15 protein-coding genes and 1 tRNA gene are annotated in these 18,210 nt (G+C 60.2%); 10 read left to right on the top strand and 6 right to left on the bottom strand.

All coding sequences use genetic code 11. The annotated features are described in order from the left end of the window. The first annotated feature begins 4 nt into the window (after window positions 1-4). Window positions 5-664 carry a response regulator gene (locus CS1GBM3_RS10300; RefSeq protein WP_072395143.1) on the top strand — a complete coding sequence of 220 codons (660 nt, stop codon included), beginning with the start codon at window positions 5-7 and terminating at the stop codon, window positions 662-664. 139 nt (window positions 665-803) lie between these two features. Here CS1GBM3_RS10300 and CS1GBM3_RS10295 read toward each other — a convergent pair whose 3' ends face one another. Next, entirely contained in the window at window positions 804-1,646 is an 843-nt protein-coding gene (locus tag CS1GBM3_RS10295; RefSeq protein ID WP_139247876.1) for an OmpW/AlkL family protein, read from the bottom strand. A gap of 144 nt (window positions 1,647-1,790) precedes the next feature. Here CS1GBM3_RS10295 and CS1GBM3_RS10290 point away from each other — a divergent pair, with 144 nt between their 5' ends. The 4 genes from CS1GBM3_RS10290 (at window position 1,791) to CS1GBM3_RS10275 (ending at window position 8,092) form a co-directional block, all read left to right on the top strand. After that, window positions 1,791-2,492 carry a response regulator gene (locus CS1GBM3_RS10290; RefSeq protein ID WP_083567419.1) on the top strand — a complete coding sequence of 234 codons (702 nt, stop codon included), beginning with the start codon at window positions 1,791-1,793 and terminating at the stop codon, window positions 2,490-2,492. Window positions 2,493-2,828: 336 nt separating this feature from the next. Beyond that, complete coding sequence (locus CS1GBM3_RS10285; protein WP_072395140.1) at window positions 2,829-4,229, top strand: class I SAM-dependent methyltransferase; 1,401 nt, start codon at window positions 2,829-2,831, stop codon at window positions 4,227-4,229. After that, window positions 4,180-6,861: an ATP-binding protein gene (locus CS1GBM3_RS10280; RefSeq protein WP_244534624.1), complete on the top strand. Its 2,682-nt coding sequence runs from the start codon at window positions 4,180-4,182 to the stop codon at window positions 6,859-6,861. Before CS1GBM3_RS10285 ends, CS1GBM3_RS10280 begins: the two co-directional genes overlap by 50 nt. Next, the gene (locus CS1GBM3_RS10275; RefSeq protein ID WP_072395138.1) at window positions 6,845-8,092 is read left to right on the top strand and encodes a response regulator; all 1,248 of its coding nucleotides are present in this window, start codon (window positions 6,845-6,847) and stop codon (window positions 8,090-8,092) included. Before CS1GBM3_RS10280 ends, CS1GBM3_RS10275 begins: the two co-directional genes overlap by 17 nt. Before the next feature lie 473 nt (window positions 8,093-8,565). Here the strand turns inward: CS1GBM3_RS10275 and CS1GBM3_RS10270 are convergent, their stop codons facing one another. From CS1GBM3_RS10270 to CS1GBM3_RS10260, 3 genes are all read right to left on the bottom strand, one after another. Further along, on the bottom strand, window positions 8,566-9,741 hold the full coding sequence (locus CS1GBM3_RS10270; protein ID WP_072395137.1) for a helix-turn-helix transcriptional regulator: 1,176 nt from the start codon (window positions 9,739-9,741) through the stop codon (window positions 8,566-8,568). Window positions 9,742-10,561: 820 nt separating this feature from the next. Next, the gene (locus CS1GBM3_RS10265; RefSeq protein ID WP_072395136.1) at window positions 10,562-10,939 is read right to left on the bottom strand and encodes a nuclear transport factor 2 family protein; all 378 of its coding nucleotides are present in this window, start codon (window positions 10,937-10,939) and stop codon (window positions 10,562-10,564) included. Window positions 10,940-11,209: 270 nt separating this feature from the next. Continuing rightward, window positions 11,210-12,118, bottom strand: a complete 909-nt coding sequence (locus CS1GBM3_RS10260) for a LysR family transcriptional regulator (RefSeq protein ID WP_072395135.1) — start codon at window positions 12,116-12,118, stop codon at window positions 11,210-11,212. A gap of 228 nt (window positions 12,119-12,346) precedes the next feature. Here CS1GBM3_RS10260 and CS1GBM3_RS10255 point away from each other — a divergent pair, with 228 nt between their 5' ends. The 3 genes from CS1GBM3_RS10255 to CS1GBM3_RS10245 all read left to right on the top strand — a co-directional run bounded on the left by CS1GBM3_RS10255 (window position 12,347) and on the right by CS1GBM3_RS10245 (window position 14,831). Beyond that, a complete protein-coding gene (locus tag CS1GBM3_RS10255) occupies window positions 12,347-13,321 on the top strand; it encodes an alpha/beta fold hydrolase (RefSeq protein ID WP_072395134.1) in 975 nt (324 codons plus the stop codon). A gap of 53 nt (window positions 13,322-13,374) precedes the next feature. Next, window positions 13,375-13,995: a pyridoxamine 5'-phosphate oxidase family protein gene (locus CS1GBM3_RS10250; RefSeq protein ID WP_072395133.1), complete on the top strand. Its 621-nt coding sequence runs from the start codon at window positions 13,375-13,377 to the stop codon at window positions 13,993-13,995. 602 nt (window positions 13,996-14,597) lie between these two features. Further along, window positions 14,598-14,831 carry a hypothetical protein gene (locus CS1GBM3_RS10245; RefSeq protein ID WP_072395132.1) on the top strand — a complete coding sequence of 78 codons (234 nt, stop codon included), beginning with the start codon at window positions 14,598-14,600 and terminating at the stop codon, window positions 14,829-14,831. 119 nt (window positions 14,832-14,950) lie between these two features. Here the strand turns inward: CS1GBM3_RS10245 and CS1GBM3_RS10240 are convergent. Both CS1GBM3_RS10240 and CS1GBM3_RS10235 read right to left on the bottom strand, forming a co-directional pair. Then, window positions 14,951-15,024, bottom strand: a tRNA-Gln gene (locus CS1GBM3_RS10240). A 99-nt stretch (window positions 15,025-15,123) separates the two neighbouring features. Beyond that, a complete protein-coding gene (locus tag CS1GBM3_RS10235; protein WP_072397403.1) occupies window positions 15,124-15,978 on the bottom strand; it encodes a M15 family metallopeptidase in 855 nt (284 codons plus the stop codon). Window positions 15,979-16,241: 263 nt separating this feature from the next. Between CS1GBM3_RS10235 and CS1GBM3_RS10230 the strand changes: the two genes are divergently transcribed. Together CS1GBM3_RS10230 and CS1GBM3_RS10225 are read left to right on the top strand one after the other, a co-directional pair. Then, window positions 16,242-17,441 carry a Ppx/GppA phosphatase family protein gene (locus tag CS1GBM3_RS10230; protein ID WP_244534623.1) on the top strand — a complete coding sequence of 400 codons (1,200 nt, stop codon included), beginning with the start codon at window positions 16,242-16,244 and terminating at the stop codon, window positions 17,439-17,441. An 11-nt stretch (window positions 17,442-17,452) separates the two neighbouring features. Beyond that, on the top strand, window positions 17,453-18,190 hold the full coding sequence (locus tag CS1GBM3_RS10225; protein WP_072395131.1) for an RlmE family RNA methyltransferase: 738 nt from the start codon (window positions 17,453-17,455) through the stop codon (window positions 18,188-18,190). Window positions 18,191-18,210 lie beyond the last annotated feature (20 nt).

Below are 18,210 nucleotides of genomic sequence, written 5' to 3'. Positions count from 1 at the left end.
GGACATGGGCATACGGGTGCTGTTAGTCGACGATCATGCGGTCGTTCGAGAAGGTTATCGGAGGCTGATCGAGAAACATCCAGGCATCGACGTCGTTGCCGAAGCGGATGGCGCAGCGACGGGCTACGAAGCCTTTAAGAAATCCGGGCCTGATGTCGTTGTGGTGGATATCTCGATGCCGGGCCGCGGAGGCATCGACCTGGTGCGGCAGATACGCCAGCTGGACTCTTCCGCTCGCATTCTCATTTTCACAATGCATGCGAGCGCGACTTACGCGCAGCAGGCGTTCCGTGCCGGTGCGCGAGGTTATGTTACGAAAAGCAGCCCGCCTGAGGTTCTCGTGAGTGCGATCCGCGACGTGAACGCGGGGCGGCCTGCGCTTTGCGCCGAGATCAACGAAGCCATCGCTACAAGCAGGCTTTGCGATGAGGTGTCGCCCGTGGACGTACTCTCGCCCCGGGAATTCGAGATTCTCCGTATGATTCTGGATGCGAAATCGACAGACGAAATCGCGTCGGCTTTCAATCTCAGCCCCAAGACGGTGGCGAACTATCACTACGAGATTAAGTCCAAGCTCGGCGTTCGCTCCGACATTGAGCTTGTCTACCTCTGTATGCGGCAGGGGCTTGTGGCGTCACTCGCGGAACCTGGGGTGGCCCAGTAGCGGTGACCGCGCAACAGACCGATCTACTTGTGACGGTTGTCTTGCTAGAGCGCTGCCCTGCCAGGTCCATCCGGCAGCGTCCCGGTCATGATGAGGTCGACTGCTGCCTCGATGTACTTTTCGACGGTAAGTCAGTTCTTCAGAATTTGTAGCCGAGGCCGACGAAGAGTGTGACTGGGTCGAGATCGATATCCATCTTGCGGACGATGCCACCCGTCTTGATTGTCACTTCAGTCGACGAACTCAAATAGCTGATTGACGCTGAGGCGAGCCAAGGACCCCCGAGGTCTATATTGACACCTCCGGTCACTGCCACCGCAACAAAGGACGAAAGCGAGACATCCGTAGCGCCGCCGAGCCCCATTTCGAGCGAATCGGTCGGCTGCTCGTCGACGAAGTTGGTGTAATTGGCGCCAATACCGACGTATGGACGGATGGGAGCGGACGCATCGAGAAAATGATAATTGACGAATATTGACGGGTTCAAAGCGGTCGTCGAAGCAATTTTTCCCAAACCGGCTATAGAGCCGGAACCGTCGACCTCAAATTTCGGCGGATAACCTGCGGCCAACTGAACCGAAATGTTGTCGGTAAGGAAGCGCTCGTAGGAGAGCGCGAAGCTGTAGGTGTCAAGGACGTTAGCGCTGGCGCCTGGAGGCGTAAACGGACCTTCGATGTCGGAAGCGTCGTCGTTCACGATGAAGCGGTAAACGCCGAGCTTGATGACGTTCCGCGGTTGCCCTTCCATTTCTGACTGCGATGAGAACGTGCTGCCGCCTGCCACGGCCGAAGCTCCCAATACGGCAGCGCCCGCGATAAGAATTGCAACAGAAACGCCAAGCCGCCGGAGCGCATAGCAAAAGATATGACCACGATAGCTGAGAGTGATGCCAAGTGTCTCGCGTTGGGCGCGCGATTTACTCGGTTTTAGGTATCGCAACAAATGCGGGTTCTCCGGACGATTCGCTTCATACTTTTGCACTCACGATGTTTACTGAATCAGGTCGAAGTGGCCACCCCTACGCTGACGATGCACAAGATAATTCGTCGGGGGCTCTCATAGAGCGGACCTAGTCACTGGGGCGACTGGCCGGACAGCAAATTGGGGATACAGACAGTGGAAGCAATGGCATGGAGATCGTCGGCTCAGAAGGCTCCGATGGTCCTGTATGTTGACGATGAGCCGATCGCGCTAAAGTATTTCAAAGCTTCTATTGGGGGGATGGCGGAGATCGTCACTGCCCCGAACCCTCGCGAGGCCTACGATGTGCTCGACGCCCTTGGAAACGAAATCACCGTTGTCGTCAGCGACGAGCGTATGCCCGTCGAGCGCGGCGTAGACTTCTTGCGTAGCGTTAAGGATCGCTGGCCGTCGACGCGCCGCGTGCTCACGAGCGCCTTTGCCGATGTCGAGAATTTGCAGAGAGCAATCAACGAAGCCGCTATTTTCCGGTTCATTCCTAAGCCCTGGGACATGGATCAGTTGAACAGCGTCATGGCTCGCGCGCTCGATATCGACAGCGACGATGAACCCGCGAAGACGGCGCTGCCAGATCTCGCCAGCACCGACATCGCCGCTATGGCAACCTGGATGGAAAACCCGCTATCAAGAATCGAGCAGGATGCTACGCGCCTTGCGGCGATGATCGAGCGCCTGCCCGACGAGCAGCAGCAGGATGCCAAGGTCGAGCCCGGAAACTGGCCATCCTTGTTGCTTCCCTACAGCTGTGCCGCTCTTGCTGGCTTCATACTGCGTGACGTCCGCGAATGCCGCTCCCTCCTGAAGTCCTTTCTCCACCTGACGGTGCGACGGCATAACGTCCAATGAGCGGGGGGCCGAGCCCTCGCCTTGCCGCCCTGCAGCTCGTTAGCTCTCGCCGAGCCAAGTCGTTCGAACGAGGCGGGCTTCGCTCGACCTTGGGCTGGCCAGGTATGAGTGGCGAGAGCGCTTCACTCGATCCTGACCTTTCCGCGCCGCATATGCTGGTGCATCCCGTCGCAAGGCGGATGCTGCCGGGGAGAGAGGGCTAATTCAACGCGCCCATAGGGCGCTGGCCCTGACGCTTGTTTCGCTGATGCCGGGGGTGCCCTACGTTGCGCGCAAAAACTCGCTTGCTTACGTCCGCTGGACTGGGGAAGCACGGGCAAAACTGGAGAGTACTCGTTGAGCTTGGAAAGCAAACTTAATCGGATCGTCAGCTTCAAGATCGGTAAGGAGACGACGGTCCGGGGGACGATCCATAAGGTCTCCAGACGCACGATCGTCTTCGAAATTTATAACCCGTTTCTGCTGCTCCGCACGAGCGAGGTCCTGTCGGATTTTCAGATACGGCAGGGAAGGCACATCGCCTTCCAAGGCGACGCGGTCGTCACCGCGGTCGTCAATACCAGTATTCTACTTGTCGTCTCGGCAACGCTCTCCGGCGAATGGAGTGGCTTGGAGGTGGTGCCCGAAGAGATTCGGGACATCCATCTGCAAGCGCAGGAATTCGTCGCTGGCTGGAACGAAACCAAGCGGCTGGATCCGGACTACCGGTTGCGGGTGGCCGACCTCAGGCTGTTCCTGAGCGATCTGCGGTTCTGGCTCGACCAAATGGACCTGACGCGGGACGTGGACCCGAACGACGCGACCAAAAGAGCAAGCCTGAGCGATCCAGATTTCGAGCAGATCAAGACCGTCGTCATGCCACGCATGACAGATCTCTTTCTCGGGCTCGAAGAGACATGCCGGAAGCTCATTCCCGATGACGTTGAATTACACAAGCAGATCGCGCAGCAAGATCTTCTGCCGCTGATGATGCCGTCTCCATTCTTTAACCGCGTATTCACGAAGCCGCTCGGGTATGCTGGCGACTACGAAATGGTTAATATGATGTTTCGAAACCAGCGGAGCGGCGGGACGACATACGCGCAGGTCGTCGACGACTGGTTGCTCGCGGGCGGTCCGCCGGAAGCCCACCGCAATCGCATACACATGCTCAAGAAGATCCTGAGTGGTGCGCTTGAACGCGCGGCGAAGACCAACAAACCGGTCAGGATCATGAATATCGGCTGCGGTCCTGCACAGGAGCTTCAGCTTCTTCTCTCGGAGACGAATCTCTCTCATCGCGTCTCGATCGATCTCTTCGACTTCAATGCCGAAACTCTCGAATACGCGGAGGGGCGGATTTCGCCTCTGACCGCGCGACACCACGAGAGGCCCGAGATCACCTATACGTTAAAATCTGTTCAAGAGTTGCTGCGCCAGGCGGTCGAGCGGCCCGAGGCGGGACAGCGTTACGATTTCGTTTATTGCGCCGGTCTGTTCGACTATCTGACGGATCGGGTGTGCAGTAGCCTAGTTAAACTTTTTCATCATTGGTGCGAGCCTGGAGGTCGTGTTCTCGTCACCAATGTTCATGAATCCAACCCCGTCAAGGGTATCATGGAGCACGTCATGGAGTGGCACCTCGTGTTGCGGGACGAAGCCGGCATGATGCGTTTTGCACCGGACCGGTCTCGCGCCAAAGTTTATTGTGACCATACCGGCATTAACGTTTTTCTGGAGCTTCATAAGCCATCTTAGGTCATTCATGTACCCAGATGCAGAGCTTCAGCGCGCGTTCGAGGACGAAGAGCACGAACTTCGCCTCCGCCAGTCAAAAATTGCGTGTGTCCTCGGGCTGATCCTGATCCCGGCAGGCATCAGCATCGACGTATTTGCATATCCGGACCATCAGAAGATTCTGTTTGTCATACGCCTGCTCGCGACGGCGGCGATTGCCGTAATCTTTGCGTTGCATTTCTCAAGGAGAGCGACCGCGCACGTTTCGTTTCTGACGATGCTCGGCCTGCTGATAGCTGTTGCGTCCATCGCCGTCATGATCGCGATAACCGACGGCGCCGAGTCGAAGTACTATCTCGGCCTCTTTCTCATCCTATTCGCCGTCGGCGTCCTGACGCCACTCAACACCCAGGAAGCGGCGCTCATCAGCATTGCGACGCTCGCAATTTATGTTGCTGGCTGCGCCGCCGCGCCGCCTGGAACTCTGGGCGCGCTATGGCAGAACCTGTATTTTCTTATCCTGACCTGCATCATCACCACGACCGCTGCGCATTTCCAATACCTGCGCAGGTTCAACGAGTTCTCGTTGAAGTACCAGCTTGCGGTTCAGCATCAGAAATTGTCGGCGCTCGACCGTCTGAAATCGCAGTTCTTCGCCAACGTCAGCCACGAGCTGCGGACGCCGCTGACGCTCATTCTGGCCCCCATCGAAAAGATAAAAGCTGACCGGAGGCTCTTTGCGACGAGCGCCCATGAGTTGCTCGGGATCATTGAGAACAACGCGCTGCGGTTGCTGCGCTTGGTCAACGACATTCTGAGCCTCATACGGCTCGACGCCGGACGCGTCGAGCTGTCGCTGAAGCCGCTAGATATGGCGGATTTCCTGGCCCATATCACGGCGTCGCTGAAGCATCTGGCCGAGGTCAAGAATATCTCGCTCACTCTTGCGGACATCGATGGCGAGCTTATCGTTCGCGCCGATTCCGACGCTCTCGAGAAAATTGTCAGCAACATCATCGTCAATGCGATCAAGTTTACCCCCGAGGGTGGGCAGATCGAAGTGACGGCCACGCGCGAGGCCGGCAACGTCCTCGTCAAGGTTCGTGACACCGGCATAGGTGTTCCGCCCGATAAACTGCCGCACCTCTTCGACCGCTTCTATCAGGTTGACGGCTCGGAGACTCGTCGCCACCAGGGCCTCGGTTTGGGCCTCGCTCTGGTGCGCGAACTCATGGAACGCCACGGCGGCAAGGCTGAGGCAGCGAGCGCTGCCAATGGCGGCACGACGTTCACGCTGACATTCCCCTTGGCCGTTCCAGATAGCGAAACGTCGGACGTCCAGGCCTGCGTTGCCGGTAAGGCGGCCGAGCTTGATGCGCTTCAGGTCTTCGATCGCAAGGCCATATTTCACGTCGCTGCTGCCAATAGCGAGGAAGTCGATCTCCTCAAGACCGAAAGCGTGCACACACTGGACACGCCTCTCATCCTGGTGGTGGACGATGAACCGGACATGCGACGTTACCTGGTCTCCATGTTGCGCGACACGCATCGCGTCATCGAGGCGGCAGATGGTAGATCGGCCATTGAGATAGCGCAGAGGAGCCGGCCGGATCTGATTCTTCTGGACGTTATGTTGCCCGAGATCAGCGGCCTCGATGTCTGTCAGCAGCTTAAGGGAGATGAGAACACTCGCACGATTAAAGTGATGATTCTGACGGCCCGTGCCGATGAGGACGCGAAGATCATCGCCCTGAACCACGGCGCCGACGACTTCCTTATCAAGCCGTTCAGCGGGCTTGAGGTGCGCACGCGCATCAGCAACCTATTGAAGGCGGCGAAACTCGAGAAAGATCTGGAGCTGACGAACTGTGAGCTGAAGAAGAAGCTCGAGCAGTTGAGGGAAACAGAAGCCGTCTTGATCCAGAACGGCAGGTTGAGCGCGCTTGGAACGATGGCTGCGGGGCTGCTACACGAGATCGGCAATCCGCTGAATTTCATGGGCACTGCTTTGAAGTTCGCCATGCAGCATTCGTCGGTCAAGAATTGCCCCGACACGCTGGAGACGATGGCCGACATTCAAGCCGGATACGACCGTATCCGCCGGGTCGTTGGAGATCTTCGCGGCTTCACGACGCAGCAGGTTCGGCAAAACGCGCAGCCCTTCGACATTCAAGAGGCAGTCGAAAGCGCGCTTCGGTTTACGGCTCATGTCCTCGGGGACATATCCGTTAAGACCGATTTTAGGTCCGAGCGCGTGGTTCGCGGCTCGCCGTCCACAATCTCCCAGGTTGTGGTGAACCTCGTTCTTAACGCTGCGGCTGCGGTGCGTGATCTCGCACAATCTCGCGATCCCGAGATCATCATCGGCACGAGAACCGAAGGCAACGAGGTGATCGTTACGGTTCGGGATAACGGTACCGGTATCGATGCTGAGATCCAGGACCAAATCTTCGATCCGTTCTTCTCCACCAAGGAGGTGGGTGAAGGGATGGGGCTCGGACTAGCCGTTAGCCACAGGATCGTGGCCAACCACGATGGTTCACTGCTTGTTAGAAGTTGCCCCGGACAGTGGACGGAATTCAGCTTCAATCTGCCAATATCGCCTGAATCAGCTCTCGGAGTAAGCAAGGGTAATCATGCACTCGCATCTTGAAGAGTTCCCCATTGAGGTTCTTATCGTCGACGACGAACCGCAGGCTGTGAAGTACTTTCAGCGGGCGTTTGGCAATCGCTTCCCTATCGTGACGGCGACAAGTGCTGCTGAAGCCGAAGAGCTCCTGATGTCGGACGAGCACAATATTGGCGTCGTGGTGTCCGATCAGCGCATGCCGCATCGAAGCGGTGTCAGCTTGCTGGAGAGCATCCGCAGGAGGCGCCCCGACGTCGTCAGAATTCTGACCACAGCCTACGCCGATCTCGATGATGCCGTTCGCGCCGTCAATCAGGGCGGTGTTTTCCGCTACATCATGAAGCCCTGGGATTTGCAGGCGCTCGAAGCCGATCTCGAACAGGCGACGACATTCTATCTGATGCAGCGAGAGTGCAATCTGCTGATCAACGAAAAGCTCGGCGCGATGGAGCGGACTGTCTTGCGCAACCGTCTCTATTCGCTGGCGGCGATGTCCGTGGCCCTTTCCGGCTACAAGAACGCTCCGGTTGCCATGCGCAATTACCTGAAGGACGCGCTCGCCGAAACGGCGTGGCGGCCTGCAATTCGCAAACAGTGGAGCGAACTTCGCTCCGAATGCCACTGGCGCCTTCCTGTCGAGGAAGCGCAGCGCTTGGTCCAGCTCTCCAGGCAGCTCGTGGATGACTCTACGATGGCGCATCATCAGGACCATCAGGAGGCGGAGCTCGTATCCGTCGTCTCGAATTGCGCTTCGGCTTTGCGAGATGCCCACAACAAGATGTCCGTGAGCGTGCGAAGCGAAGTTGATGAACTGAAGGTGCCAACGAACGCAGCGCACTTGGCCGATATCATGAAGCGCTTGATGGCGCCGATGTCCGACTGGACTGCGCCTGGCAGCACGCTTCTGGTGCAGGTCCGAAACGGAAAGGACAACGGCGGCGGCGCCGTCATCGATTTCGAAATGCGGAACTTCGACCCCGCGAAAGCGCTGGAAGACTGCGTTCTTCACGCTGCGCCGTTCGAGGACGTGTCGCAGCGATCCGTGGAATACTTGCGCGCGATTCTCGCGGTCGGTCACATGGGCGGTTCTGTATCGTCGATGCCGTCAGGCAACGGTTTTAAGCGGATCGAGCTCGTACTTCCGACGGACGCCAACGACGCCAGGCAAAACGCAACGGTCGACGCGGATTGGCTCGAGGAAATCAACGAGGAATATGAGCGTTGGTCTCTGGGCATGCTCGACATCGCGAGCTGACGATGCTCCGCAAATGTTCTGATCTCGGTCTAGTCTTTATGACGTACGGCCGAGGCGAAGGATGCCGCAAAGCTGATTCGCTACGCTCCGCAGCCCCGAGCTTGGAGGCGACGAAGCTCACGCGGGATTAACATTGCACGCCGATGCGGAGTCAATGTTGGGTGACGATCGCGAGGTCCTTGGCGTGACGACGCCTCTGGCGACAGCTCAAGGTCGGTCCCAAGATAGGGCGTTGTCCATCGTCGGGGCATAGACAGACCTCTAATGCGAGCGCGATGGCCGCTCTCCACTTGAACGCAGATATTTGCAGCGTGCCAGGTGGCGGGCCAGATCTAGCACCCTCGATGACCGCTAATGGGATACTTCGGCTATGCCGCCACCGTTGCGATGCCGAGAAAGCGGCCATAGCCTAACTCACTGTGCGGTGTGCCAACAGGAATGCAGGATATGCATTCAGCAAAGTTGAACGCGTTCTAGAGAGTTGATTGCGCTCCAGGGTCCTTGAGCGCCAGCCTGGGAGCGAGCCCTGCCATCAGGCCGACCAGCTCCGCCTGGCGGTGCACGCCGAGCTTGGCCATCGCAGCAGTGAGCTGATTGCGGGCGGTGGAGCGGGAGACGGAAAGAGCGTCGGCTGCTTCTGCGAGGCTGAGGCCGGCTGCGATCTGCAGGACGACGGCTGCTTCCGCATGCGTGACCCGGTAGAGGGTGCGCAGCACATCCGCGGGCGCGCTGACGGCCTTGCCGGCTTCGCGAATGATCAACAGAGCCTGCGCGCCCGCGACAGCATATGCGGCGCCGCTGCTCGTGGCGCGCAGTGGCAGCACGACCACATTCGCTTTGCCTCCGTCTCGATCTTCAATGAGGAAGGCGCATGGGCCGTTGCTGCCGGCAGCACCCAGTGCAGCTGCCAGCGCGCGCTGAAATGCCGTCTCGTAAGCGGGCTTGCAGAAGGTCATCCGGTTTGTGGGTGTAATCTTGATCAACGTGGCCACGCGCGCGAGCGCCTCGGCCTGCCGGTTGACGGCGCACACGTGCCCGTTCCGTCCCAGGATCGCGGCCGCCCCGTCGATGCGATCGAGCAAGTTGTCGAGAACATGTTGAGTGGCGATGGCCGCCTCCAGCCGCTGGTTGAGCTCGAATGCCCGTGCCAGATGCGGCCCCAGCCGCGTCAGCAACTGCGCACACGGTTCTTCAAGGTGACCGAGGCGATCGGGAATATCGATGGCGATGCGCATCTGGCGGCGATGATCGCGGGCAATGACGATCCCCGCGCCGTGAGTGTAGTCGCCGGCCGGTTTTAGCCATTCGTGATAGAAGACCTGCCGCTCCAGCCAGTCGCGCGTGACCAGACTGGTCGCTTTGATGGCCTTGCCGACTGGCAACGCTTTGTGGAGCGTCTCATAGGGATTGATCTGTTGGTAGTGCTCCACAAGGGACTTAATACTGTCAGGATCGTAGCCCGCACTGGCGGGATGCTGCACGAAACCTTGACCTTCCACCAGCAACGAGCAACCGAGCGCGAACCCTACCCCTGGCATCTCTTTGTTTATTCGCTCGGCTAACCTCTCCCATCCGTTTGGATCGCTGCCTGCCGCATAAATGAGTTCGACGAGATCGAGAAGCGTTGCATCGGAAAAGCCGTTGCGCATTGAAAAAAGAACCCCACCAAAACAATGATCGTGAGAACTGTGTGTTCTTAGTCAGTCCACGTCTTTGCGACTGTCAACGTTGTTTTGGTGGGAGCATAACTCTTGTCTGTCTTAGCGGCAGCTTGGCTACTGACGGCCGGTTCGCGGTGGCTATCCCGGAGAGTGCCCTGGCCAAGCTTCGGTCATTGAGATTTTCATCCTGCGTCCGCGCATGATCTATTTGGATCATGCGCAGTTCCACGGGGCAAGTGAGGGTCAGGAGTGCGGATCCGGCAACCCGCAGCGGCTGAGGCATGAATTTCGAGCTAGGGTGCCGTGCGCCGGAGTTTGTCCGGAGCAGCTGTTGGCTGGGTCCGCACCTGCGCCATTGAGATTGATCCCCCGATGCTGGTCGGGCGTGGCTACCGACCGGGCCAGAAAACGGCTGATCGAACGTCTGGCGGTTCGTCCGGAGGCCGCGTAACGTGGACGGCGGCCTCGGTTCGGTCGCCTGATTTTTATTTCATTTTTTTGTCTTGCGGGGGTATCTCCAAAGAGGTCTGGTCACAGGGCGCCGTGTGGCGCGGGCGCTGTGGGCACGAACATGGGCAGGACTCCATGAAAATCGGTATGGGGGAAAGCTCCCAAGGCCCGCACGCTATTGTGTTCGCGAGACCTGCGTAGGACCTATGTTGATGTGCGCTTCAGATCACTAGCGACGGCGCGCCATTCTCGCGTAGATGTCCGCTCTTCAACGGCAAGCAGACTGATCCACTGTTTGCAGTAGGGTGATTCAGTGAATGCTCCGCGATGTCCACTTGTGGGACAAAGGAGCACAGCCTTAGAACATCGTGTTGCCGTTCGCCGCTTCGGGAGGCACCCGCTGGAGTACGTCCCAATGCTCGACGATCTTCCCAACTTCGAAGCGGAAGATGTCCATCCCGGCCCAGTCGCTATCTCCGGGCCATTCCTGCCGCGTGTGAAGGACGACGAAGTCCCCCTCAGCCAGCGCGCGAACGATATGAACCCGCTTGCCGGGATATGCTGTCGCCATCCGTTCGAAGTAGGCGATGAACCCATCTTTGCCGTCCGGGACGACCGGGTTGTGCTGGATGTACGTAGTGCCCGCGTAGCGCTCGATAGCCTCCCTCGGCCGGCACTGGTTGAACATCAGGTCATAGAAAGCCTGAGCAGTCTGCTTATTCGCCTCGCCAGTCATAGCGGCTCCCACTGATGGATCGAGATCGTCCTTTGCCTACATGGGCACGCGTCGCGCTAGCCGAAACCACGGCCGGGTCTCCGCAAAACACTGGATTTTGGCGGGTTGCAGAGGTCCCTGCCTCATCCTAACGCGGCCGACTTCCGCTTCTGGGACGGACCGCCGGATCACGCGCAGCGACGCTCGCCGGTCAATCTAGTCTGAAAGCATTTTGCGTTTTGTTACGTCTCTATTTGTCAAAGCACAATGGCGGGCGTCATATTGGCGTTCTCAATCCAGACCGAGAGCCGCGAGGCGCGACCGCAAGCGCGGCGTTGTCCAGTCGATGAAGGCCCGTACCTTCACCGGAAGCATTCCTTTGCCGGAGTACACCAGCTGCACAGGGATCGGCTCCGGAGCGTAGGTTTCGAGAAGCGGCACGAGTGTGCCGGCTCGAAGCTGATCGACGACCTGATAGGAGAGCATGCGCGCCACGCCGAGGCCCGCGACCGCCGCATCCACGGCCGCCTCGATCGAGTTCACGGCAATGCGTGTCCGCGGCTCCACGGATAGGGCTTCGTTATCGCCGCGAAAGCGCCAGCCGGGAGAGGTGGAGAAGCCCTGGAACGTAATGCCTTCGTGGTTGCGGAGATCCTCTGGTGCTGCGGGCGTGCCTACGCGTGCGATGTAGGCGGGGCTGGCGCAGATCACGCGGCGGACGCTTCCGACGCGCGCCGCCATGAGGGCGCTATCCTCGAGATGCCCCAGGCGCACGCCGATGTCGAGATGCTCATCGAGCAGGCTCACGTAGCGGTCGATCAAGTACATGCGCAGATCGATCTTCGGGTGTGCGGCGAGAAAGTCGGCGGCGACCGGCAGTACGTGCAGGCGTCCGAATACGACCGGGGCGGTGATGGAAAGCTGGCCTCTCGGCTCGCTGTGCTCGCCGGACGCGTTTCTCTCGGCCTCGTCCACTTGCTCCAGGATCCGTTTTGAGGCTTCGACATAGTCGCGCCCCGCGTCCGTCAGCATCACGCGGCGACTGGTGCGGATAAGCAGTTTTGCGCCGAGATGCTCCTCTAGGTCCGACACCTTCCGGCTGACCGTCGCGAGAGGCGTCCCCAGCTTCCGTGCCCCGGCCGACAAGCTCCCTTCCTCGACCACGGCGAGGAGGACGGACATGGCCTCGAACCTATCCATTGTAGCCTTCCATATTTTGGGAGGATTGGTTTCGAATTATCCATCTGCTGCTGATTTATGGAAGCGTCTACATACAGTTTCAGGCGACGGGGTCCGACGGTTTTCGCCGCCTCCAGGGCCACTATCGGCCTATAAACACAAGAATTTTTGGAACTTATAGCACGGGCGCAGTGACCGGCCGGTGGCGTGCGCCCTCGTGGCCACGTCGTAGCCTGAAGGAGATCGAGAATGATCCGTACAACCTTACTTGCCGCCTCCACGGCGCTGGCCCTCGTATCGGGGCCCGCGCTTGCGAATGATCCCGCCAGCTCCGCGTCTGAAGCGGTCCAGGATGCTTTGGCCGTGCACTACCGCACGGCCGTGGTCGATGGGACGGAGCTCTTCTATCGCGAGGCCGGCCCTTCGGATGCCCCGACGGTCCTGCTGCTGCACGGCTTCCCGACGTCGTCGCAGATGTTTCGCAACCTGATCCCGCGCCTCGCCGACAAATACCACGTGGTGGCACCAGACTATCCGGGCTTCGGACAGAGTGCATCGCCGGACCGGGCCAAGTTCGCCTACACCTTCGACCACTACGCGGAGCTGGTGAGCAAGCTCACGGAGCAGATCGGCGTGAGCCGTTACGCACTATACGTGATGGACTACGGCGCACCGGTCGGCTTCCGGCTGGCGACGTCGCATCCCGAACGCGTGAGTGCGCTCATCGTCCAAAACGGCAACGCCTACGACGAAGGCATCGCCGAGTTCTGGGACCCGATTAAAGCCTACTGGAAGACGGGAGCGACGCCGGAGCGCGAGGCCATCCGCTGGCTGACGTCAGCCAAGGCAACCAAGTGGCAGTACACCGACGGCGTCAAGGACATGTCGCTCGTTAGCCCGGATGCGTGGACGTTGGACCAGGCGCTGCTCGACCGGCCGGGCAATCAAGAAATCCAGCTCGACCTCTTCTACGACTACCGCACCAATCTGCCGCTTTATCCGAATTGGCAGGCCTACTTCCGCAGCGCCAAGCCGCCGACGCTGGTGGTGTGGGGCAAGAACGACAAGATCTTCGTTGCCGCCGGCGCCGCGCCCTACAAGCGGGACATTCCGGATGCCGAGATCCACATGATCGACACCGGACACTTCGCACTCGAGACGAACGGGGCCGAGATCGCCGGACTGATCCGTGAATTCCTCGGCCGGAAAGTTGCAGCAAACTAGCCCTCGTTGGCCGGCATCCAAAGACGCCGGCCAACTTTTCTGGAGCATGCATCATGAGGCACCGTTTTGCCGATCTAGTGTTCACCCCCAAGGTGAAGAAAATTCAGACAGAGCAGGGCTCGCGTCATGGCTATGCGCGCATGTCGGACGGGCTTCAGTCCGTTCCTGATGCGCTGACCTTTCATGAAGCCGAGTTCATCGCGGCACGAGACAGCTTCTATATGGCCACGGTCTCAGAGACGGGTTGGCCCTATATCCAGCATCGCGGCGGGCCTGCCGGATTTCTTAAGGTGATCGACGAGCACACGATTAGCCTTGCCGACTATCGCGGCAATCGCCAGTATGTGAGCGTCGGCAACCTCTCCAACGACGATCGCGTGGCGCTCTTCCTGATGGATTACCCCAATCGGCAGCGGCTGAAGTTGCTCGGGCATGCGAGAATCATAGATGCCGCGACCGAGCCGGAAATTGCCGCAAAGCTTCAGGATGACTACGCGGCCAAGGTCGAGCGCGGCATACTGATCAGCGTTGAGGGCTACGATTGGAACTGCCCGCAGCACATCACGCCTCGCTTTACGGCGGACGAGATCGAAGACATGCTTCGTCCGATGGGAGAAAAGATGAAGGCGCTCGAGCAAGAGAATGCAGAGTTGCGCGCGAAGCTCGCTGATTAGATGAGCTCCCGCAAAGGCACGGGCTAGCCTTCGCAGTTTCAGGCCCGCCGACACCGACGGCCGCTTCGGGGTAGCGGCTGCCCTAATCGTCGACTTTCCGGCGTCTGCTCTGCACCGACAAGTGGACTTGCTAGCGCGTCATCACCAGTGCACGCCTTCGACATTTCGGATGTCTGCAATTGGGATTAACGCTGCCGTCGCAAGGCCGAGAAAGCTGACCTCCCTAGTCGGGCCGGGCGACTACCTCCTACTCCGAAGAAGCATGTCTGCAGATAGTTCTGAAGCCGCCATTATCCTTCTCGCGCTTTGAGCCAGAGCCTTACTTCGTACGTCACTATTCGAGCTGCCGGCCCGACGCCACAGCGCAGCAAAGGCTCGATTCACAAGAGCCTGCCGCTGACACAGCCCGCCGCCGCTGACCAAGAACAGCGGGACGCCCAGAAGCATTGGGCGGAACCTCCGGTACCTGGGGGTTCGGAGAGAAACGCCTTGGCATTTTGCCAGCTCTCCGACAACACTTTGGGTTGTTAGGTGATCCTGGGGTTACCCCCAAGCGATCTACACGGCGGGAAAGCTCTCAACGCATCTCTAGGAACGGTAGAATGGCACAGCCCAAGAAAGTCGATGCGAATCCAACGAAGGCATTTTTCGTGCGAATGATAACACGCGACATCGCTCTCGAAGACTGTGTTCTCGATCTCATAGACAACAGCATAGACGGAGCGTGGAAGCTCGAGGGCGGAAAGCCCATGAGCCTCTCCGACGGCGTGGACCTGTACAGGTACACGTACGGATATCCCATTAGATACGGGTACGGTATAGGTACGGGTATCTAAATTTGCGGTGGAGACACAACTTGGCGCCTTCAGCTGGCCTGTCAGCGTGTACTAGAGATGTGACCTAGAGATGGGCAGTCGCCACAATTTTTGTTATTATTTCCAATTAGTTATGTAGTTGGCTGGGGGACTAGGATTCGAACCTAGACAGGCAGAGTCAGAGTCTGCAGTCCTACCATTAGACGATCCCCCAAAGCCGGGATCGCGGCGGGCCTCAGGCGCGCCGAGACGGGCCGTATAACAGCTCGACTGGCGCGACGCAAGAAGAGGGGCGCGGGTTGCTTGGACGCCGCTAGTTTTGGGCAGCGGGCGTTGGCGGTCGCCGGTCGAGCGGGGCGAGGGGTGGCAGCAACTCCGGTCGATACTCGAAGTGCATGGTGTCGTAGTGATACCAGCGTCCGCCCCAGATGAAACCGTGCCGCTCGAAGATGTGGACGATCTCGAGCGGGATGCGGTTGCGGTATCGAATTTCACCCGATGATGCGTTGGGCGCCCATCGCCAATAGTCGGAGCGGCTCACGGCGATGTCGATGGCGATGCCGTAGCCGTGGGCGGAAACGCGCTTCGTACCTGCGATGGTGCGGCAATTGTAAGTGCCGGCTGCGGGCGTCAGAAAAGCGTTGAACTTGTTGGGCAGCCGATCGAGCTCTTGCGAGATGGCTGCAAGGCGGTCTGAGACGCCATTCATGCTTGTCACCTCGAGCGGTTGCGGCGCCTTCGTCGGCAGCCACGTGATCGACTTCAGTCTGGGCTTGACCTCGCCCTTGCGGCAATCGCCGTACATCTTGTCGAAGAAGGCGGCGTTGCGGGCGCGGCCGGGATCGCTCTCGAAGGCCGGCTGCGAAGAACCGGCTCCAGCCGGGTAGGGGAGCTGCAGCATATCCTCGATGTCCGGCGCATCGAGCCATTCTGTGCATCGCTTAGTGCCCTTGCCATCGTCGAAGGCGGTTCGCGTGCCGTCGCGCCAGACCAACCAGTTGCCGTCAACGTCTGCGATGGCGTCGGGATAAGCGGCGATGAAACGCTCCGCGCCGGTGGTCGATGAGCTCGCAGCGGTTGTGCCCGCCTGGCCTGCGCTCGAGGTGAGCGGGTAGAGACTGGCCAGGGCGCCCGCGAGGCCGGCCCATAGGGAGAAAGAGACGCGCATGGTGGAGCCTTCCATGGGGCCATGCCCCGTGGGCGAAGGGCCGAGCCGCCGTCGGCGCCACGGCCCGGCCACCATGTCGCACGGCCGTCACGTCCCTGTCACGGCCTGCCTTTTTCCAGAAGCGTAAACCGAGCTTGGCGCTTTTTCTTTACCACGCCTCGTCACCTGCTACAGTGGTTTGAGATGCAGCCAGACAATGGCCTGACGAGAGGGTCGGCCGGCCTCGATGCCGCCTCCCCGGACCCAGGCTCTGGGGAAGACACGTGTCGGAACTGACGGACGACGAGCGCTCCGGCGCTCCTGCCCATGATCCGCAACCGGCCTCTCATGCCGTCGGCGCAGCGCACGCTTCGGCCGCACGAGCGTTTTCCCGAAAAGAGCAGGGCTCAGGGCCAAGACGCGAAGCGCAAGCCGGCGCAAAGCCCGGCCAAGTCTATGGCGCTCTCGATCTCGGCACCAACAACTGTCGGCTTTTGCTTGCGCGGCCGTCGCGGCGCGGGTTTCGCGTCGTCGATGCCTTCTCGCGAATCATCCGGCTCGGCGAGGGCGTTTCGCAGTCGGGTCAGCTTTCCGACGCCGCCATGCGGCGCACGATCGATGCGCTGCGCGTTTGCGCGACCAAGCTTGCAAGAAACGATGTCGTGCGCGCGCGCTGCGTGGCGACCGAAGCGTGCCGCATCGCGACCAACGGGCGCGACTTTCTGCGCCGCGTCGAAGGCGAGGTGGGGCTGAAGCTCGAAGTGCTCGATCGTGAGACGGAAGCGAGCCTCGCGGTCTCGGGCTGTGCATCGCTCATCGACTACCGGGCGGACTACGTACTCGTGTTCGATATCGGTGGCGGCTCGTCGGAGTTGATCTGGCTCGATCTCTCGCGCGAGGGGAAAGATAGCCTCGACGCGGCCGGTGAGCGGCGCTCTGGCGTGAAGCCCAAAGTCGGCGCCTGGACCTCGCTTCCGGTCGGCGTGGTGACTCTGGCCGAGCGGTTCGGCGGCCATGACGTCTCGGCCGAATGCTTCGAAGATATGGTCGCCTACGTTTCGAGCCTTGTCCGCCCGTTCGAAGCACTGCACGGGTTCCGCAATCGCGCCAACGGCGGCAACCTGCATCTGCTTGGCACGTCCGGCACGGTGACGACGGTGGCCGGCATCCATCTTGGCCTCAAGCGTTACGATCGCGCGCGCGTCGACGGCTGCTGGCTGTCGATCCAGGAGATCCAGAAGGTGACCTACGAGCTGCTTGCGTGCTCCTACCAGGAACGGGTGGCGGAGCCGTGCATCGGACAGGAGCGCGCGGATCTGGTGCTCGCCGGATGTGCGATCCTCGAAGCCATTCTGCGCATGTGGCCGGCTGAGCGGCTGCGTGTCGCCGATCGCGGGTTGCGTGAGGGGATTCTCGCCACGCTGATGAGCGAGGACGGCGTCTATCGCGTCGGGCGCAGGCGCCGGCGGCAACGGTCGAGCTAGATACAATGCGTATGAAAGGTAAATCGGGCCGCGGGTCCAAGGCCAAGGGACCGGGCAGCGCGCTGGACGCTGCCGGCGGTCAGCGCGATCTCAACGTGCGGCTCAAGACGGCTCGCAGTCGGACTGCGTCCTCTCAGCGATGGCTCGAGCGGCAGCTCAACGATCCGTACGTGACGGCAGCCAAGCGCGCGGGTTACAGGTCGCGCGCGGTCTTCAAGCTGATCGAAATCGACGACAAGCACCGCTTCCTGAAGCCGGGGGGGCGTGTGGTCGACCTCGGCGCGGCCCCGGGGGGCTGGAGCCAGATCGCGGCTGAGCGCGTGCAAGCGATCGGCGGGCGCGGGCAGGTGGTTGCGATCGACATCCTCGACATGGAGCCGTTAGCGGGCGTCGAATCGGCAACGCTCGACTTCATGGCTGAGGGCGCTGAGGACTGGCTCAAGGAGAAGCTCAGGGGCGGCGCGGCCGATGTGGTGCTGTCGGACATGGCGGCGCCGACGGTTGGCCACTCCAAGACGGATCACCTGCGCATCATGGGGCTGGCGGAGGCGGCGGCGCATTTCGCGGGCGACGTGCTGGCGCCGGGTGGTGCCTTCCTGTGCAAGGTCTTCCAGGGCGGCACGGAGCGTGAGCTTCTGGACTTTCTAAAGCAGCGCTTTCAGACCGTGCGCCATATCAAGCCGCCGGCGAGCCGCTCCGACAGCGCGGAGCTTTATGTTCTGGCCACGGGCTTCAAGGAGCAGCCGTAGCGGCGTCCGCTGCGAGGTGT

Origin of the sequence: Hyphomicrobium sp. CS1GBMeth3 (genome assembly GCF_900117455.1) — a bacterium.
Taxonomy (GTDB): domain Bacteria; phylum Pseudomonadota; class Alphaproteobacteria; order Rhizobiales; family Hyphomicrobiaceae; genus Hyphomicrobium_C.
The sequence above is the reverse complement of the archived record's forward strand: the minus strand, read 5'-3'. Positions and strand labels throughout refer to the sequence as shown.

What these genes read in the sequence shown, in the direction of transcription:
- CS1GBM3_RS10300 (WP_072395143.1), top strand. Translation starts at nt 5, where the DNA reads ATGGGCATACGGGTGCTGTTAGTCGACGATCATGCGGTCGTTCGAGAA.
- CS1GBM3_RS10290 (WP_083567419.1), top strand. Translation starts at nt 1,791, where the DNA reads ATGGCATGGAGATCGTCGGCTCAGAAGGCTCCGATGGTCCTGTATGTT.
- CS1GBM3_RS10275 (WP_072395138.1), top strand. Translation starts at nt 6,845, where the DNA reads ATGCACTCGCATCTTGAAGAGTTCCCCATTGAGGTTCTTATCGTCGAC.
- CS1GBM3_RS10270 (WP_072395137.1), bottom strand. Translation starts at nt 9,741, where the DNA reads ATGCGCAACGGCTTTTCCGATGCAACGCTTCTCGATCTCGTCGAACTC.
- CS1GBM3_RS10265 (WP_072395136.1), bottom strand. Translation starts at nt 10,939, where the DNA reads ATGACTGGCGAGGCGAATAAGCAGACTGCTCAGGCTTTCTATGACCTG.
- CS1GBM3_RS10260 (WP_072395135.1), bottom strand. Translation starts at nt 12,118, where the DNA reads ATGGATAGGTTCGAGGCCATGTCCGTCCTCCTCGCCGTGGTCGAGGAA.
- CS1GBM3_RS10255 (WP_072395134.1), top strand. Translation starts at nt 12,347, where the DNA reads ATGATCCGTACAACCTTACTTGCCGCCTCCACGGCGCTGGCCCTCGTA.
- CS1GBM3_RS10250 (WP_072395133.1), top strand. Translation starts at nt 13,375, where the DNA reads ATGAGGCACCGTTTTGCCGATCTAGTGTTCACCCCCAAGGTGAAGAAA.
- CS1GBM3_RS10245 (WP_072395132.1), top strand. Translation starts at nt 14,598, where the DNA reads ATGGCACAGCCCAAGAAAGTCGATGCGAATCCAACGAAGGCATTTTTC.
- CS1GBM3_RS10235 (WP_072397403.1), bottom strand. Translation starts at nt 15,978, where the DNA reads ATGCGCGTCTCTTTCTCCCTATGGGCCGGCCTCGCGGGCGCCCTGGCC.
- CS1GBM3_RS10225 (WP_072395131.1), top strand. Translation starts at nt 17,453, where the DNA reads ATGAAAGGTAAATCGGGCCGCGGGTCCAAGGCCAAGGGACCGGGCAGC.